Here is a 15,573-nt window from a genome sequence, read left to right on the forward strand (position 1 = left end):
GCGACGGCCACCGGAATACTCTCACGCACTCTCACGTTCATTTGGTTGCCGTATCCACTAGTTATGGATATGGCCGCCGCATCTTCCAAAACCCAAGGAGCACTTCATGACCACCACCACGACCGCCTTGACCGCTGGCACCTGGGCAATCGATTCGGCACATTCCACGCTCGGATTCTCGGTGCGTCACATGATGGTGAGCAAGGTCCGCGGCCGCTTCGCTGACTTCTCTGGCAATCTCATCATCGGCGAGGACGGTTCCGCGAGTGCCGAGGCCGAGATCCGCGTGGACTCGGTGACAACCGACAACCCGCAGCGCGACGCTCACCTGCGCACCGCCGACTTCTTCAGCGCCGAGAACTTCCCCCTCGCCACCTTCAAATCCACCGGATTCCGCGTCAAGGGTGAAGATTTCGTGGTCGACGGCGAATTCAGCATCGCCGGTGTCACCAGGCCGGTCTCCCTGGAGGTCGAATTCCTGGGGGTGAATCCCGGTCAGGGTCAGGGCCCGGTCGCGGGCTTCGAGGCCAAGACCGTCATCAACCGCCGCGACTTCGGCATCACCATCGACATGCCCCTAGCCGACGGCGGCGCCGTGATCGGCGACAAGATCACCTTGACTCTCGGCATCGAGGTCGCCCTGCAAAGCTGATCGATCGGATCGATCGCGCACGGACAGGAGGGTGCCGGCGGCGGTGTCCCTGAGTCGGCTCTGGCTCTGCATGAGCGGCCACTCCGCGTCGATCACCTGACCCAGGTGGTCGCGCACCTGCTGCCGCTGTGGCATGGGCATGACGGCAGCGGACCGATAGGTGTCGAGCACGCTCTTCGCCTCGGCAGCGGTGTGGTCGTGAGCGCTCTGATGTTGTTGCCAGCAGACCACGAATTCGAACTGATTGGGTCAGTTGCGCGCGTGCACTTCGAGTGCGGCCCGCACGGCGCTTTCCAGCGCGCCCGCGATCCAGGCCGGTTTGAGGGTGGTGTGATCGCCGGCGAAATGCACTCGCCCCTCGACGGTGCGGGTCGCCCGATGCAGTTCGGTCAGCTGGTTGGGCATAGGAATGGCCGCTTCGCCGAGGGCGTAGTGGGCTTGCATCCAGCTCTGCGACAACCCGACCCCGGTGAATTCCTCCAGCACCGTGTCGGTGCCGAACAGGTCCGACACTCCTCGAAGCGCCCGCTCGACACGGTCGTCCTCGGTGAGTGAGTCCCAGCGCAGGGCATCGTCGGACCAGGTGTAACTGGCCAGCACCACACCACCGGCAGGCTGGTCGCCGCCGTCGGGCAGCTCGACATGGGAGGGGAAGTAGGTGAATCGGTTGGGGTTGTCGGTGACGCAGCCGCCGCCACGGAAACCGTGCTCACCCTGTTCCCAGAACCGTGTCTTGAACTCCAGCAGCACCTTTGTGGCGGCATCCTGATGGGTCTCGGTGACCGCGCGGCGCTTGGCATAGGACAGGGCCGGTTCGAACTCACAGAATCGCATGGCGCTCAAGGGAATTGCCACCACCGCATAGTCAGCGTCAACGGTCTGGGTGGAATCGGGGACGCCGCTGGGGACGTCATCCCGGTCGTACTCTCCGACAGTGGTGACCCGAACCCCCGTGACGGTCTGCTCCAGTCGGGTCATCTGCCGACCCATGCAGATCACCGGCCCGAGTGCCGCAGTCAGCGCGTCGGTCAGGGTGGCGGTACCACCCTCGACTTCCCAGTAGGTCGCGTCGGGCCGAATCAGGGCATGGTCGACAAGCATCGGGATGACGCCGTAGTGCAGCCGGGAGGTCAGATTCTCGAGGGTGCCCACGGCCTGGATCTGCGGTAGCTCCCAGCCCTGACGGGTCAGGAATTCGAGGGTCGAAAGGGGTTCGTAGTCGGTGAACAGCGAAGTCCAGCCGGAGATCTGCTTGTCGATCGGCTGATCGGCGGGCACCGCGTACTTTCCGACCGCCGCGTCCAGGGCCGCGCGGGTCGTGGTGGTTAACGCCGCGCCGCCGAAAGCCTTATTGATCCGAGCCGGGTCGGCGGCGTAACCAGCACGGGTCACGCGGTCGCCATTGACCCGGATCAGCGTGCGTCCGGCTCCGGCGGGCAGACGATATGCGGGACCGCCGGTGTGGTTGGTCCACGTCTCGCCGGTAAATGACTTGTATGAAACTGGCGGCGGGACACTAGGATTTGGTGTGTCGGGCAACACGTCGCTGTTGTGGAACGGCCTGCGCTTCACACCGAGTTTGTCGCACAGCGCCAGCACCATTGGATGACTGTCCGGCAGCCGCATCGCACCGGCCTCGGCATACAGCCGTTTGTCGTCGAACCGTCCCCGGAATGTCTTGACCCGCCCGCCCGTGCGATTGCTATTGGCCTCCAGCACGGTCACTTCGTGCCCGGCATTCTTCAGCAACCACGCGACCGTCAAACCCGCCGGTCCGGCACCGACCACGACGACCTTCTTCGGAGCGGCGGCTTTCGGCAACCCGTGATCGATGAGGATCTTCAGGTAATCCAACGTCAGATCCGAGTGGGTATCACCAACTTGCAGCATCTCACGAGCCAATTCCTCGCAGGTGTCGCGAACATTGCCGCTGGCTGTGGCTGGCACCGCAGAGGTGACCGGCGCGCGAAAACCGCCTGCGGCCACCCCGGCAGCGAGTGCACCAGCCACCGTGAGGAACCCGCGTCGCCCGATCATCGGTTCCGGCATACCTCTGTGGGTCCCTTCATTCCGAAAGCAGCTAGAGGAAAATTTTTGGCGGACATCAGCAGATTTATAGCAAATATTCTGCAAACCTCTCCTGTCCGCGCCACCACGTCTACGAACCGTCACTCGACCAGCCATTCCGGCATGCTCGAGGAATTGGAGAGATCGCCAGCGCCGGAACCGTCTATCAAGGCAAGAGAAGTGTTCGAGAAGCTCGTCTTCGCTATTCGCCGCGAGATCCGATTGCTTGCAGGTGGACACACGCTTCGTCTCCCAGGTCCACGCGCCTGCCGATCGCGAATGGAACGGACTTCGACGGTCTGGTCCTCAGTCGCATACCGGGCTCGCCGCAGGTATACGAATGGCCGCAGCCCGCACCGCGAGTTTCGTCGAAGGGATGCACTATTCTGCCGCGACCCGCGCGTTGGTCGGCCGTCTAAATTGGTTGGCCGCCAGCGCTTCCAAGCATCCTCAACTGCCGAGTTCAGGGCATTCGAAGTAGGGGTCTGTCAGCGTTCCGGAGCAGTGGACGTGTCAGAACCTCGAGTCTCGATGCCAGGCGCCAGAAAGCGTGCCCACACTTCACGAATCGCGATGGCAGTCACGATGATGGAGAGGGACTTGGCTGCGGCGAGCCCATCCTGCCACCACCAGTTTCGATGCAGGGTGTTGATGATCATCACGGCTGCCAGGATGGGGGCCGCCACAGTGACGAGTCCTGGCACAAGCCGCCCGGCTACTACCGCCTCAGTGAGCGCCGCCAGAACGACGAGCCCGAGCGCCGCCGTCATATAGGGATCCATGGTATGAGATGCGAGGGTCCCCCCGGCTCCCGTCGTCGAGACGCACAGTCGCTGAACCGAATCACTAGGGAGGCAGCCCTGGCGATCGACGAGCGCCGACGTCATCGGTCCGGCTGCGGTGGCCTCACCGAGCAAGACAGCCACGACGAACACCCACCAGCTCACCTGACCAATGATTCGCGTGATCCGAAACAGCCACGGCCGTGTCACCAGCAGAAATCTACTCTGAGCACGATCGAAAGCCTGGGTGGCACTCCGCGCGCTGGGCTGTGAGCCGCCCCATCCTGAATTGCCGCATTGAGCGTGGTTCGAAGCGGCTATGGGTTCGTTCGGAAGATCCGGAGTGGAGGTCGTCTCGGGCGGCAACTCGGGATGGAGCACCGGCTATCGCTGATGTGGTGGAAGATTGTTCTGCTGGTTGGTGTGGTCTGAAAACAGGCCCTTGAGCTGGGGTGCTAGCTGACAGCAACCCCCTATGAAACGAACCTGCGACCCGCGACCTGGGGTTTCTATGATCCGGTGGTGGGGTACTTGATGTGGGTACCTCACCTGACCTGGGGATATGGTCAGGATCGGAAGCGCCCCCGGCAGGAATCGAACCTGCGACCTAGGGATTAGAAGGCCCTTGCTCTATCCAACTGAGCTACGGAGGCAGTGCGGGCATCGGTGATGCGGGCACCAAACACCTTGACCCAAATCGATCTCGGTGTCCAGCGCGTTAAGTATAGCGAGCGTCCAGATGAGGAAAGGTCGGTCGTGTAGCAACTGTTCGGCGCGTCGGGGGGGTTGTGCGGACCCGGGGTCGGTAAACCCCAGGGGAGTCCGGACCGCCGCTCCGAACTACCCTGAGCGTATGTCGTCAGCGCAGGACCCGGCCGGAGCAACGGACGTTCGGGCTATTCGTTCGGGTTCCGGGGTGACGTTCGCGGCGGTTACGGCGCTGGGTGGGGCTGCGGCCGCGATGGTGGCGGCGCTGGTTGTCGGGTTGTCGGCGGCGCAGGCGTTGACGCTGCTCGGGATTCCGGATCCTGGGCCTTTGACCACTTATGGGTTGCCGGCGGTGCGGGCGGTATCGGATTTCGCGGCCGCCCTGACCGTTGGTTCACTGTTGTTCGCGGCGTTCTTCGTGCCCCCGCAGAAGGACGGGCTGCTGGACGTCGGCGGTTATCGGGCGTTGCGGCGGGCGGGGAACGCGGCGCTGGTGTGGGCGGGTGCGGCGGCGCTGTTGGTGCCGTTGACGCTGTCGGACACCACCGGGCAACCGTTTCTGGACTCGCTGCGACCCGAGGCGGTGTGGCGTGCCGCGGACAAGGTCGAGGTGGCGGGGTCGTGGCGGTTCACCGTATTCATGGTGGTGGCGCTGGCGATCGGGTGCCGGGTGGCATTGCGGTGGGGGTGGACGCCGGTGCTGCTGTGGCTGGCGGTGCTGTCGCTGCTGCCGGTGGCGCTGACCGGGCACTCCTCGGCGGGCGGCGCGCACGACCTGGCCACCAATAGCCTGATCCTGCACCTGCTTTCGGCCTGCTGCTGGGTGGGCGGCCTGTTCGCGGTGCTCGCCTACGCGTTGCGCGATGGCAAATACACCGCGCTCGCGACCCGTCGGTTTTCGCGAGTGGCGACCATATCGTTCGTGGTCATCGCGATCAGCGGTGTGATCAACGCCTATGTGCGCGTGCCGGTGTCGGACCTGCTGAGCACCAATTACGGCCGCTTGGTGCTGGCCAAGACCGCCGCGCTGGTGCTGCTCGGCGTCATCGGATTCCTGCAGCGCAAGCGAGCCATTCCCGATCTGGAGAAGGACCCGCAGGATCGCGGCGCCCTGATCCGATTCGCGGGCGTCGAGGCTCTCATCTTCGCCGCGACCGTCGGCCTGGCCGTCGGCCTCGGCCGCACCCCGCCGCCGGATCTGCGCGAGGTGCCCACCCCCACCGAGGTGGAGATCGGCTACAACCTGGCCGGACCGCCGACCGTGGCCCGGCTGCTGTTCGATTGGCGTTTCGACCTGCTGTTCGGCACGCTCGCCATCGTGCTGGCGGTGGTGTATCTGCGCGGCGTGCTGCGGCTGCGCAAGCGCGGCGACGCCTGGCCGGTCGGCCGGATCATCGCGTGGATGGCGGGCTGCCTCACCATGCTGCTCGCCACCAGTTCGGGTATCGGCCGCTATGCCCCGGCCATGTTCAGCGTGCACATGGCCCAGCACATGATGCTGTCGATGCTGGCGCCGATCCTGTTCGCGCTCGGCGGCCCGGTGCTGCTGGCGCTGCGAGCGATCCAACCGGCCGGTCGAGATCAGCCACCCGGTCCGCGCGAGTGGATTCTGGCCGCGGTGCACAACCCGGTGTCGCGCTTCATGACTCAGCCGGTGGTGGCCGCGGTGTTCTTCGTGGCCGGCTTCTACGCCCTCTATCTCGGCGGCATCTTCGACAAGTTCGTCGGTACGCACGGCGCGCACATCTTCATGAACCTGCACTTCCTGCTCAGCGGCTACCTCTTCTACTGGGTGGTGATCGGTATCGATCCCAAGCCGCGCACGGTGGAGCCGCTCACCAAGCTGGGTATGGTGTTCGGTTCGCTGCCGTTCCATGCCTTCTTCGGTATCGCGCTGATGAGTATGGACACCGTGATGGGCGGCTGGTTCTATCGCAGTCTCGGCCTCGGCTGGAACAGCGATCTGCTCTCCGATCAGCACACCGGCGGTAGCCTCGCATGGGCCAGCGGTGAGATACCGCTGGTGGTGGTGATGCTCGCGCTGCTGATCCAGTGGTCGCGCAGTGACGCCAAGCTGGCGACCCGGACCGACCGGGCGGCCGACCGTGACGATGGCGCGGATCTCACCGCGTACAACGCCATGTTCGCCGAGCTCGCCCGGCGCGACGGAGAGGTACGCAAGTGAACGACGTCGCCATGGCGACCCGGAAAGTCAAGCGGCTCTACCGATCCGATGTGCGTCAGGCCCGTCGGCTGCTGCGCGGTATGGTCCGCAAGACCCCGGTCTTCCACACCGACATCCTGGGCCCGCGCGGCCCGGTGCCGGTGACGTTGAAGCTCGAACATCTGCAGCACGGCGGGACCTTCAAGGTGCGCGGCTGCCTCAACGCGCTGTTGCAGTCCAGCGACGGTCGCGACAGCGTGGTGCTGGCTTCGGCCGGAAATGCCGGTATCGCAGCGGCTTTGGCGAGTGCTTTGCGTGGAATGTCCTGCACCGTCGTGGTTCCCGAGTCCGCCTCGCACACCAAGGTGGCGGCGATGTGGTCGCACGGGGCCGAAGTGCTCTGGCACGGAACGACTTACGCCGAGGCCAACCGCTACGCGCGCAAGCTCGCCGAGGAGCGCGGCGCGATGGCGCTGCACGCCTACGACCTGCCCGCGATCGTGGCGGGCGCGGGCGTGGTCGGCCTCGAGATCGAGGAGCAGGTGCGCGGGCGGCCACCGGTGCTGGTCGCTGTCGGCGGCGGGGGACTGGTCGCCGGGGTGGCGGTCGCGCTGGGTCTGCGCGGGCGGGTGATCGGGGTCGAGCCGCAGGGCGCGCCGACGCTGCACGCCGCGCTGGCGGCGGGCCGGCCGGTGGATGTGGACGTGTCGAGCGTGGCCTCGGACGCGCTGGGCGCCAACCGGATCGGCGATATCGCGATGGAGGTGGCACAGCGTTATGCGGTGCGTTCGGTGCTGGTCACCGATGACGCCATCGTGATGGCGCGTGAATACCTGTGGCGGGAGTTCCGCCTGGTGGTGGAGCCCGCCGGAGCGACCGCGGTGGCCGCGATCCAGAGTGGCGCGTACATACCCGCGCCGGGGGAGCGCCCGGTGATCGTGCTGTGCGGAGCCAACACCGACCTTGCGACTCTCTAGCTGTTCACAACCTCGGAAGTTATCCCCACCCGCTGGAAAACGGCTGTCGTCCGTCGCCGGGCAGGTTCACGCTGGAGGCACGAACAGCTCGACTTCGGCGAATCAGCAAGGGGGACGGGGATGTACGAGGCGAATACCGCGGTCATCGGCCGGGTGGTCACCCATCCGTCGCGGCGTCAGCTCCAGAATGGGGAGCAGGTCTTGAGTTTTCGGCTGGCCAGCACCTCGCGGCGGTTCGATCAGTCCACGGGAACCTGGGTGGACAGCGGCACGTTGTACCTGACGGTCAGCTGCTGGCGTCGGCTCATCGAGGGGGTGGAGGCGTCCGTGCAGCGCGGCGACCCGGTCATCGCCTATGGTCAGCTGCGCTCGAACGAGTACACCGCGCGCGACGGCTCCGAACGCTGCGAACTCGAGATGCGTGCCCTGGCACTGGGTCCGGACCTGGGCAGATGCCTCGCCCCGGTGCAGCGCAAATCCTTTGGGGCCGGTCCGCGTCCCGAACCCGTCGAACGGCCGTCCACCGATGCGGACACTGCCGGAGAACCCGCTACTACACACAGTTAGGCTTGCCGATATGGCTGAGTTCATTTACCAGATGATCAAGGTGCGAAAGGCGCATGGCGACAAGGTCGTCCTGGACAATGTGACCTTGAACTTCCTTCCCGGCGCCAAGATCGGCGTCGTCGGTCCGAACGGCGCCGGTAAGTCCAGTGTGCTGAAGATCATGGCGGGACTGGACCAGCCGAACAACGGTGACGCGTGGCTCGCGCCCGGCGCGACGGTCGGCATCCTCATGCAGGAGCCGCAGCTCAATGAAGAAAAGTCCGTGCGCGGCAATGTCGAGGAAGGCCTCGGCGAGGTCAAGGTCAAGCTGGACCGCTACAACGAGGTCGCCGAGCTCATGGGTGTCGAGTACACCGACGAGCTCATGGAAGAGATGGGCCAGCTGCAGGAGTACCTGGACCACGCCGACGCCTGGGATATCGACTCCCAGCTCGAGCAGGCCATGGACGCGCTGCGCTGCCCGCCGCCGGACGAGCCGGTCACCAACCTCTCCGGTGGTGAGCGCCGCCGTGTCGCGCTGTGCAAGCTGCTGCTGAGCAAGCCCGACCTGCTGCTGCTCGACGAGCCCACCAACCACCTCGACGCCGAATCTGTGCTGTGGCTCGAGCAGTTCCTGGCCTCCTACCCGGGCGCCGTGCTGGCCGTCACCCACGACCGGTACTTCCTCGACAATGTCGCGGAGTGGATCCTCGAGCTCGACCGCGGCCGCACCTTCCCCTATGAGGGCAACTACTCCACCTACCTGGAGAAGAAGGCCGACCGCCTCGAGGTGCAGGGCAAGAAGGACCAGAAGCTGCAGAAGCGCCTCAAGGAGGAGTTGGCCTGGGTCCGCTCCGGTGCCAAGGCGCGGCAGGCCAAGAACAAGGCGCGCCTTGGTCGTTACGAGGAAATGGCCGCCGAGGCCGAGCAGATGCGCAAGTTGGACTTCGAGGAGATCCAGATCCCGGCCGGTCCGCGTCTGGGCAGTGTCGTCGTCGAGATCGAGCACCTGGACAAGGGCTTCGGCGACCGTCAGCTCATCAAGGATCTGTCGTTCACCTTGCCGCGCAACGGCATTGTCGGCGTCATCGGGCCCAACGGTGTCGGTAAGTCGACGCTGTTCAAGACCATCGTCGGCCTGGAGACCTCGGACAGCGGCAATGTCCGGGTCGGTGACACGGTCAAGCTGAGCTACGTCGACCAGAACCGCGGCGGCATCGACCCGGAGAAGAATGTCTGGCAGGTCGTTTCCGAGGGCCTGGACTTCATTCAGGTCGGCAATGTGGAAATGCCTTCCCGCGCTTACGTTTCCGCGTTCGGTTTCAAGGGCCCGGATCAGCAGAAGAAGGCCGGTGTGCTCTCCGGTGGTGAGCGCAACCGCCTGAACCTGGCGCTGACCCTCAAGCAGGGCGGCAACCTGATCCTGCTCGACGAGCCCACCAACGACCTCGACGTCGAGACCCTGGGTTCGCTCGAGAACGCGCTGGAGAACTTCGCGGGCTGCTCGGTGGTCATCTCCCACGATCGCTGGTTCCTGGACCGCACCTGCACGCACATCCTGGCGTGGGAGGGCACCGACGACAACCCGGCTTCGTGGTTCTGGTTCGAGGGCAACTTCGAGGCCTACGAGGCGAACAAGATCGAGCGTCTGGGCCTGGAAGCCGCTCGCCCGCACCGGGTCACCCACCGCAAGCTGACGCGCGGATAATCCTCCGCCGCAGACGGATTCGGCGTAGCGCCCGTCCGGTCCACCGGGCGGGGGCTTCCGGAATGCCGTGATTGTCAAGTGCCCTTCCCATTCCCGGGTGGGTCGCGCGATAGGCGCTCCGGACGCCGAGTAGCGTCTGCGCGGGGCGTACGGCACACCCGCACGGGTGCGCCACTCACCTCACTGTTCGACAGCCGAGGGTTGTCTCGTTCCTCACGGCTTACGCGAAGTTCTCGCTGGGTCACTCTCGCGTCGGCTGGGAGTTGTTTGCTGGACCGCTCAAGGTTCGCCAGATGGCGTGCCGCGACCGCCCAGGTGAACGGCTATCGAACAGCGAACTCGACGGTTTCGCATTCGCATTTGTGCGTGAAATCCGTTTCGTTCCAAGCTTTGTCGGATTCGACCTGGCGATTTCGGACAGACACGACGGTGGCTGAACCGTCTGGTTCGTCCGTATTGTGAGACGCGGCGCGGCATTGAGAGGAATTCAGCCCGGCACATCGGGTGCACAGCTACTCTCGGACCGGCGTCGCTTGGTTACGGAACAGGATCCGAGGGAGTTGGCGAAATGACGGTCTCGTCCGAATTGTCCAGCGCGGCCTGGGCTGCGAGTTTGCCCGCGTCTTTGCGGGGCGATCTCGTATCCCTCGAGGAGGCCTATTTTCGACACGTCGACGCGGGGGACGCGGACTGCGCCATCCCCGCGACATCGACCCACATCTTCCGCTGCCACGTCGATCTCGCCGTCCAGCGCACCCCCGGCACCGCGAATGTCCGTGTGTACCAGGCGGATGACGAAGCCGGACTCGGCGTCGCCGTGCAGATGGTCACCGAGGACATGCCGCTGCTGGTCGAGTCGGTCACCTCGTCGCTGACCCGAATGGGCGTGAGCCTCAGCGAGGTCGTGCACCCCATCTTCGAGGTCACCCGCGACGCCGACGGCAACCTGGAATCCGCCGTCCCGCACGAGGTGGACGGCAATGGTGCCACCGGCCTGCGTGAGTCGTGGATGCACCTGCAGTTGCACCCCGCCACCAGCCCCGCCGTGCTGGCGCAGATCGAGGCCTCGCTGCCGGACGTGCTCACCGATGTCCGCCGTGTCATCGAGGACACCGAGCCCATGCGCGAGGCGCAGGCGCGCGTCGCCGGTGAGCTGGACGCCGCCGCCGCGGCCGGTAAATCCCCGTTCGCCGCAACGGATCTCACCGATACCGCGAACCTGCTGCGCTGGCTGGCCGATGGCCACTTCACCGTGCTCGGGTACGCGCGCTACGAGCGCGACACCGTCAACGGCCGGGCCAAGTCGATCATCGTGCCCGAGACCAGCCTCGGCGTACTGCGCCCGAATGTGGGCACCGACTTCCGGGTTCCGGACAACAGCGGCGACCAGCCGCTGATCATGCTCACCCAGGGTCTGGTCCCGGCCACCGTGCACCGGGCCGTGTACCCGTACTTCGTCGGCGTCGCTGAGATGGACGAATCCGGAACTGTCACAGGCGAACACCTGTTCATCGGCGTGTTCACGGTGACCGCGCTGCACGAGAACGTGCTCGACATCCCGGTCATCGAACGCCGGGTCCGCACCCTCATCGAGGCCAGCGGTTTCGACCTGGAGTCCTTCTCCGGCCAGGAGATGCTCGAGGTCATCCAGTCCTTCCCGCGCACCGAACTGTTCTCCTCCGACAGCGAGGCGCTGCGCCGCACCGCCAGCGCCGTGCTGAATGTCGGTATGCGCCGCCAGGTTCGGCTGTTCATGCGCAAGGACAGCTACGGCCGCTTCGTGGCCTGCATGGTCTACCTGCCGCGGGACCGCTACACCACCCGCGTGCGCCTCGAGATGCAGGACATCCTGGTTCGAGAACTGGGTGGCATCTCCATCGACTATTCGGCGCGCGTCTCCGAAAGTGACCTCGCCAGCGTCTATTTCACGGTCCGCCTGCCCGACGAGGGCCAGGTCGTCGACACCTCCGAGAGCAACCGCCTGCGCATCCAGCATCTGCTGGCCGAGGCCAGTCGCACCTGGGACGACCATCTGCGCGACGAGGTCTCGACCTCCGCGGTGCTGGACCCGGCCGTCGTCGAGCACTACGCCGCCGCTCTGCCGGAGAGCTACAAGGAGGATTTCGACCCCACCCGCGCGGTGGCCGACATCGTCCGCCTGCAGGGTTTGCAGGACGGCGGCATCGACCAGCACTTCTACCGCTGGGCCGATTCCGCCCCTGGCTCTTGGCGTTTCACCCTCTACATCGGTGGCAGCGGCATTTCGCTGAGCCAGGTGCTGCCGCTGCTGCAGAGCCTGGGCGTCGAGGTCATCGACGAGCGCCCGCACGAGCTCGAGTTCGACAACGGCGGGCCCGAGCAGTGGGTGTACGACTTCGGCCTGCTGGCCCGTCCGGAACTGCTGCGCGCGGCCCTGGATCGCAATATGGATGCCGAGCTCATCGAGTCCGCCGGTCGCCTCGACGCGCTCGACGCCCAGGTGCGCGGTCTGCGTGAGCGTTTCACCGAGGCCTTCGAGGCGCTCTGGTACGGCCGCGCCGAGGCCGACGGCCTCAACGAACTGGTGCTGCGCGCCGGACTGGGCTGGCGCACCGTCGCCATCCTGCGCGCCTACTCGAAGTACCTGCAGCAGGCCGGATTCCCGTACAGCCAGGCCGCCATCACCCGCGTGCTGCTGGCGTACCCGGAGGCCGCGAACATGTTCGTGGACCTCTTCGCCGCCCTCTTCGATCCGGACTCCGCCAACGCCGAGCATGCCGCCGGTCTGGAAGCCGCTGTGCGCCACCGCATCGACGATGTGGTGAGCCTGGACGCCGACCGCATCCTGCGCGCCATCCTCGGCCTGATCAAGGCCACCCTGCGCACCAACTACTACGTCACCGACGCCGAGGCCAGATCGCGGGACTACCTGTCGTTCAAGGTGGAACCGCAGGAGATCGTCGAATTGCCCAAGCCGAGGCCGCAATTCGAGATCTTCGTCTACTCGCCGCGGGTCGAGGGCGTGCACCTGCGCTTCGGTCCGGTGGCGCGTGGCGGGTTGCGCTGGTCGGATCGCCTGGAGGACTTCCGCACCGAGATCCTGGGCCTGGTCAAGGCGCAGGCGGTGAAGAACGCGGTGATCGTGCCGGTCGGCGCGAAGGGCGGCTTCGTGGTGAAGCAGCCCCCGGCCGCCACCGCCGATCCGGTGACCGACCGGCAGGCGCTGCAGGCCGAGGGTGTGGCCTGCTACCGTACCTTCATCTCGGGCCTGCTCGACGTCACCGACAATGTGGATCGCGCGACCGGCGCGGTGGTGCCGCCCGCCCGTGTGCTGCGCCGCGACAGCGACGACACCTATCTGGTGGTCGCCGCCGACAAGGGCACCGCGACGTTCTCCGATATCGCCAATGATGTTGCCAATTCCTATGGTTTCTGGCTCGGTGACGCCTTCGCCTCCGGTGGTTCGGTGGGCTACGACCACAAGGCGATGGGCATCACCGCCAAGGGCGCGTGGGAGAGCGTGAAGCGGCACTTCGCCGAGATGGACATCGACACCCAGGCCGAGGACTTCACGGTGGTGGGCATCGGTGACATGTCGGGTGACGTGTTCGGCAACGGCATGCTGCTCTCGCGGCACATCCGCCTGGTGGCCGCGTTCGACCACCGGCACATCTTCCTGGACCCGACCCCGGACGCGGCAACGTCTTTCGCCGAACGCGAGCGCATGTTCGCGCTGCCGCGCTCGTCGTGGGCCGACTACGACCGCAGCCTGATCAGCGCGGGCGGGGGCGTGTACGACCGCACCGTGAAGTCCATCCCCGTCAGCGATCAGGTGCGCGAGGTGCTCGGCCTGGCCGCCGACATCACCGCGCTGTCGCCGCCGGAAATGATGAAGGCCATTCTGAAATCGCCGGTCGGGCTGCTGTGGAACGGCGGCATCGGCACCTACATCAAGGCCAGCGGCGAGACCAATGCCGACGTCGGCGACAAGGCCAACGACGCTATCCGCATCAGCGGGAACGACTTGCGCGTCAAGGTGATCGGCGAGGGCGGCAACCTCGGTGCGACCGCGCTGGGCCGTATCGAGTTCTGCCGCAACGGCGGCAAGATGAACACCGACGCCCTCGACAACTCGGCCGGTGTGGACTGCTCCGACCACGAGGTCAATATCAAGATCCTGCTCGACGGCGTGGTCTCCAGCGGCGAACTGCCGCCGGCGGAACGCAATCCGCTGCTGGCCTCCATGACCGACGAGGTGTCCGCACTCGTCCTGCAGGACAACGTCTCTCAGAACTATCTGATGGGCATGTCGCGGGCCGAGGCGCCGCGCATGCTCAATGTGCACCAGCGTGTCATCGAGAATCTCGAGGATCGCCGCGGCCTGGACCGTGAGCTCGAGGCGCTGCCCAGTGATGTCGAGATGAAGCAGCGTCAGGAGCAGCGCACCGGGCTCACCTCGCCGGAGCTGTCGAATCTGATGGCGCACGTGAAGCTTTCGCTCAAGACCGACCTGCTGGCCAGCGATCTGCCCGACACCGCGTACTTCGCCGGACGGCTGATCGACTACTTCCCGACACCGCTGCGCACCCGCTTCGGCGCCGCCATCAAGCGCCACCGGCTGCGCCGCGAGATCACCACCACCATGCTGGTCAACGAGATGGTGGATCTGGGCGGCATCACCTACGCGCACCGCCTCAACGAGGAGATCGGCGCGACCGCCTCGGACTCGGTGCGGGCCTTCACCGCCGCCACCCAGATCTTCGGGCTGCATTCGGTGTGGGATCGCATTCGCGCCGCCGACGTGTCGACCAGCATGAAGGACGGCCTGGAGCTCGAGACCAAGCGCACTCTGGACCGGGCCTCGCGGTGGCTGCTCAACAACCGGCCGCAGCCGATCGCGGTCGGTGCCGAGATCAACCGGTACTCGCGGGGCGTGCGTTCGCTCTCGCCGAAGGTGCCGGGTTGGCTGCGCGGCCACCACATCGACATCCTCAACGAGCAGTCGCAGTCGCTGATCGGTCAGGGCGCGCCCTCGGAGCTGGCCAGTGAGGTCTTCGGCCTGCTGAACCTGTTCCCGCTGCTCGATGTGATCGATATCGCCGATATCACCGATCGCAGCGGCGAGGAGGTCGGTGCGCTGTACTACGCGCTCAACGATCACCTCAAGATCGATTGGCTGTTGCAGGCGGTCAGCCACCTGGAACGCGGCGACCGCTGGCACGCACTGGCCCGGCTCGCGTTGCGCGACGACATGTACGGTTCGCTGCGCTCGCTGACCCTCGACGTGCTCTCCGCGGGTGACCCGGAGGAGACGGCCGAGGAGAAAATTGCATACTGGGAGTCGAAAAACCAGTCTCGGCTCGGGCGCGCCCGCAGCGCCCTGTCGGAGCTGTTCGAGTCCGGAACCCACGACCTGGCCACGCTGTCGGTTGCGGCGCGACAGGTGCGCAGCATGGTGAGCGGGGTGGGTGCGCAATCGGAGGTACCGCGTTGACGAGTGTCGGATCGCTGAACGGCCATGGAAAGGCGCCCGCGCTGAGCCTGGGGGAACCCGAGCCGGCCGGGCAGCCCAAGCGCTTCCACACCAAGGTGGAGGTGCGCTGGTCGGATATGGACGCATTCCAGCACATCAACCATGCCCGCATGGTGACGCTGCTGGAGGAGGCCCGTATCCCGTGGCTGTTCCTCGACGAGCGGCCGACCGTGAAGCTGCGGTCCGGCTGCGTGCTCGCCGACCTCCGGGTGCAGTACAAAGGTCAGCTGCGGCACGAGGATTCACCGCTGGACGTGTCCATGTGGATCGATCGGCTGCGTGCGGTGGACTTCACCGTCGGCTACGAGGTGCGGGCCGCGGGCGCGGCTCCCGACTCCCCGCCGGCGGTGGTCGCCTCCACCCAGCTCGCGGCCTTCGACATCGACACCCAGCGGCTGCGTCGGCTCAGCACGGCCGAGCGCGACTACCTGGCGCTGTGGCTGAACGACTGATCCAG

General features: G+C 66.0%; 9 protein-coding genes and 1 tRNA gene. 7 read left to right on the forward strand and 3 right to left on the reverse strand.

Going from position 1 to position 15,573, the window contains the following annotated elements; all coding sequences use genetic code 11:
* Window positions 1-106 precede the first annotated feature (106 nt).
* Window positions 107-652: a YceI family protein gene (locus OG300_RS41185; RefSeq protein ID WP_405490724.1), complete on the forward strand. Its 546-nt coding sequence runs from the start codon at window positions 107-109 to the stop codon at window positions 650-652.
* Window positions 653-901: 249 nt separating this feature from the next.
* Here the strand turns inward: OG300_RS41185 and OG300_RS41190 are convergent, their stop codons facing one another.
* The 3 genes from OG300_RS41190 to OG300_RS41200 all read right to left on the reverse strand — a co-directional run bounded on the left by OG300_RS41190 (window position 902) and on the right by OG300_RS41200 (window position 4,154).
* Complete coding sequence (locus OG300_RS41190; RefSeq protein ID WP_405490726.1) at window positions 902-2,959, reverse strand: flavin monoamine oxidase family protein; 2,058 nt, start codon at window positions 2,957-2,959, stop codon at window positions 902-904.
* Between the two features lie 248 nt (window positions 2,960-3,207).
* Window positions 3,208-3,711 carry a hypothetical protein gene (locus OG300_RS41195; protein ID WP_405490728.1) on the reverse strand — a complete coding sequence of 168 codons (504 nt, stop codon included), beginning with the start codon at window positions 3,709-3,711 and terminating at the stop codon, window positions 3,208-3,210.
* A 369-nt stretch (window positions 3,712-4,080) separates the two neighbouring features.
* Window positions 4,081-4,154, reverse strand: a tRNA-Arg gene (locus OG300_RS41200).
* A 200-nt stretch (window positions 4,155-4,354) separates the two neighbouring features.
* Between OG300_RS41200 and OG300_RS41205 the strand changes: the two genes are divergently transcribed.
* The 6 genes from OG300_RS41205 (at window position 4,355) to OG300_RS41230 (ending at window position 15,568) form a co-directional block, all read left to right on the forward strand.
* A complete protein-coding gene (locus OG300_RS41205; RefSeq protein WP_405490730.1) occupies window positions 4,355-6,394 on the forward strand; it encodes a cytochrome c oxidase assembly protein in 2,040 nt (679 codons plus the stop codon).
* A gap of 11 nt (window positions 6,395-6,405) precedes the next feature.
* On the forward strand, window positions 6,406-7,350 hold the full coding sequence (locus tag OG300_RS41210) for a threonine/serine dehydratase (protein ID WP_405498855.1): 945 nt from the start codon (window positions 6,406-6,408) through the stop codon (window positions 7,348-7,350).
* 120 nt (window positions 7,351-7,470) lie between these two features.
* Window positions 7,471-7,917: a single-stranded DNA-binding protein gene (locus OG300_RS41215; protein WP_405490732.1), complete on the forward strand. Its 447-nt coding sequence runs from the start codon at window positions 7,471-7,473 to the stop codon at window positions 7,915-7,917.
* A gap of 10 nt (window positions 7,918-7,927) precedes the next feature.
* Window positions 7,928-9,604 (forward strand): energy-dependent translational throttle protein EttA, encoded by a 1,677-nt coding sequence (gene ettA / locus OG300_RS41220; RefSeq protein WP_405490734.1) that lies wholly within the window; start codon window positions 7,928-7,930, stop codon window positions 9,602-9,604.
* Between the two features lie 568 nt (window positions 9,605-10,172).
* A complete protein-coding gene (locus OG300_RS41225; RefSeq protein ID WP_405490736.1) occupies window positions 10,173-15,077 on the forward strand; it encodes an NAD-glutamate dehydrogenase in 4,905 nt (1,634 codons plus the stop codon).
* Between the two features lie 41 nt (window positions 15,078-15,118).
* Complete coding sequence (locus OG300_RS41230) at window positions 15,119-15,568, forward strand: acyl-CoA thioesterase (protein WP_405498856.1); 450 nt, start codon at window positions 15,119-15,121, stop codon at window positions 15,566-15,568.
* The last annotated feature ends 5 nt before the right edge of the window (window positions 15,569-15,573 follow it).

The sequence above is a fragment of the Nocardia sp. NBC_00511 genome, from assembly GCF_045161165.1.
Taxonomy (GTDB): Bacteria; Actinomycetota; Actinomycetes; order Mycobacteriales; family Mycobacteriaceae; genus Nocardia.

Excerpts from the sequence above, each read along its gene's own strand:
- OG300_RS41205 (WP_405490730.1), top strand. The coding sequence starts at position 4,355 with ATGTCGTCAGCGCAGGACCCGGCCGGAGCAACGGACGTTCGGGCTATT.
- ettA (WP_405490734.1), top strand. The coding sequence starts at position 7,928 with ATGGCTGAGTTCATTTACCAGATGATCAAGGTGCGAAAGGCGCATGGC.
- OG300_RS41185 (WP_405490724.1), top strand. The coding sequence starts at position 107 with ATGACCACCACCACGACCGCCTTGACCGCTGGCACCTGGGCAATCGAT.
- OG300_RS41215 (WP_405490732.1), top strand. The coding sequence starts at position 7,471 with ATGTACGAGGCGAATACCGCGGTCATCGGCCGGGTGGTCACCCATCCG.
- OG300_RS41210 (WP_405498855.1), top strand. The coding sequence starts at position 6,406 with ATGGCGACCCGGAAAGTCAAGCGGCTCTACCGATCCGATGTGCGTCAG.
- OG300_RS41225 (WP_405490736.1), top strand. The coding sequence starts at position 10,173 with ATGACGGTCTCGTCCGAATTGTCCAGCGCGGCCTGGGCTGCGAGTTTG.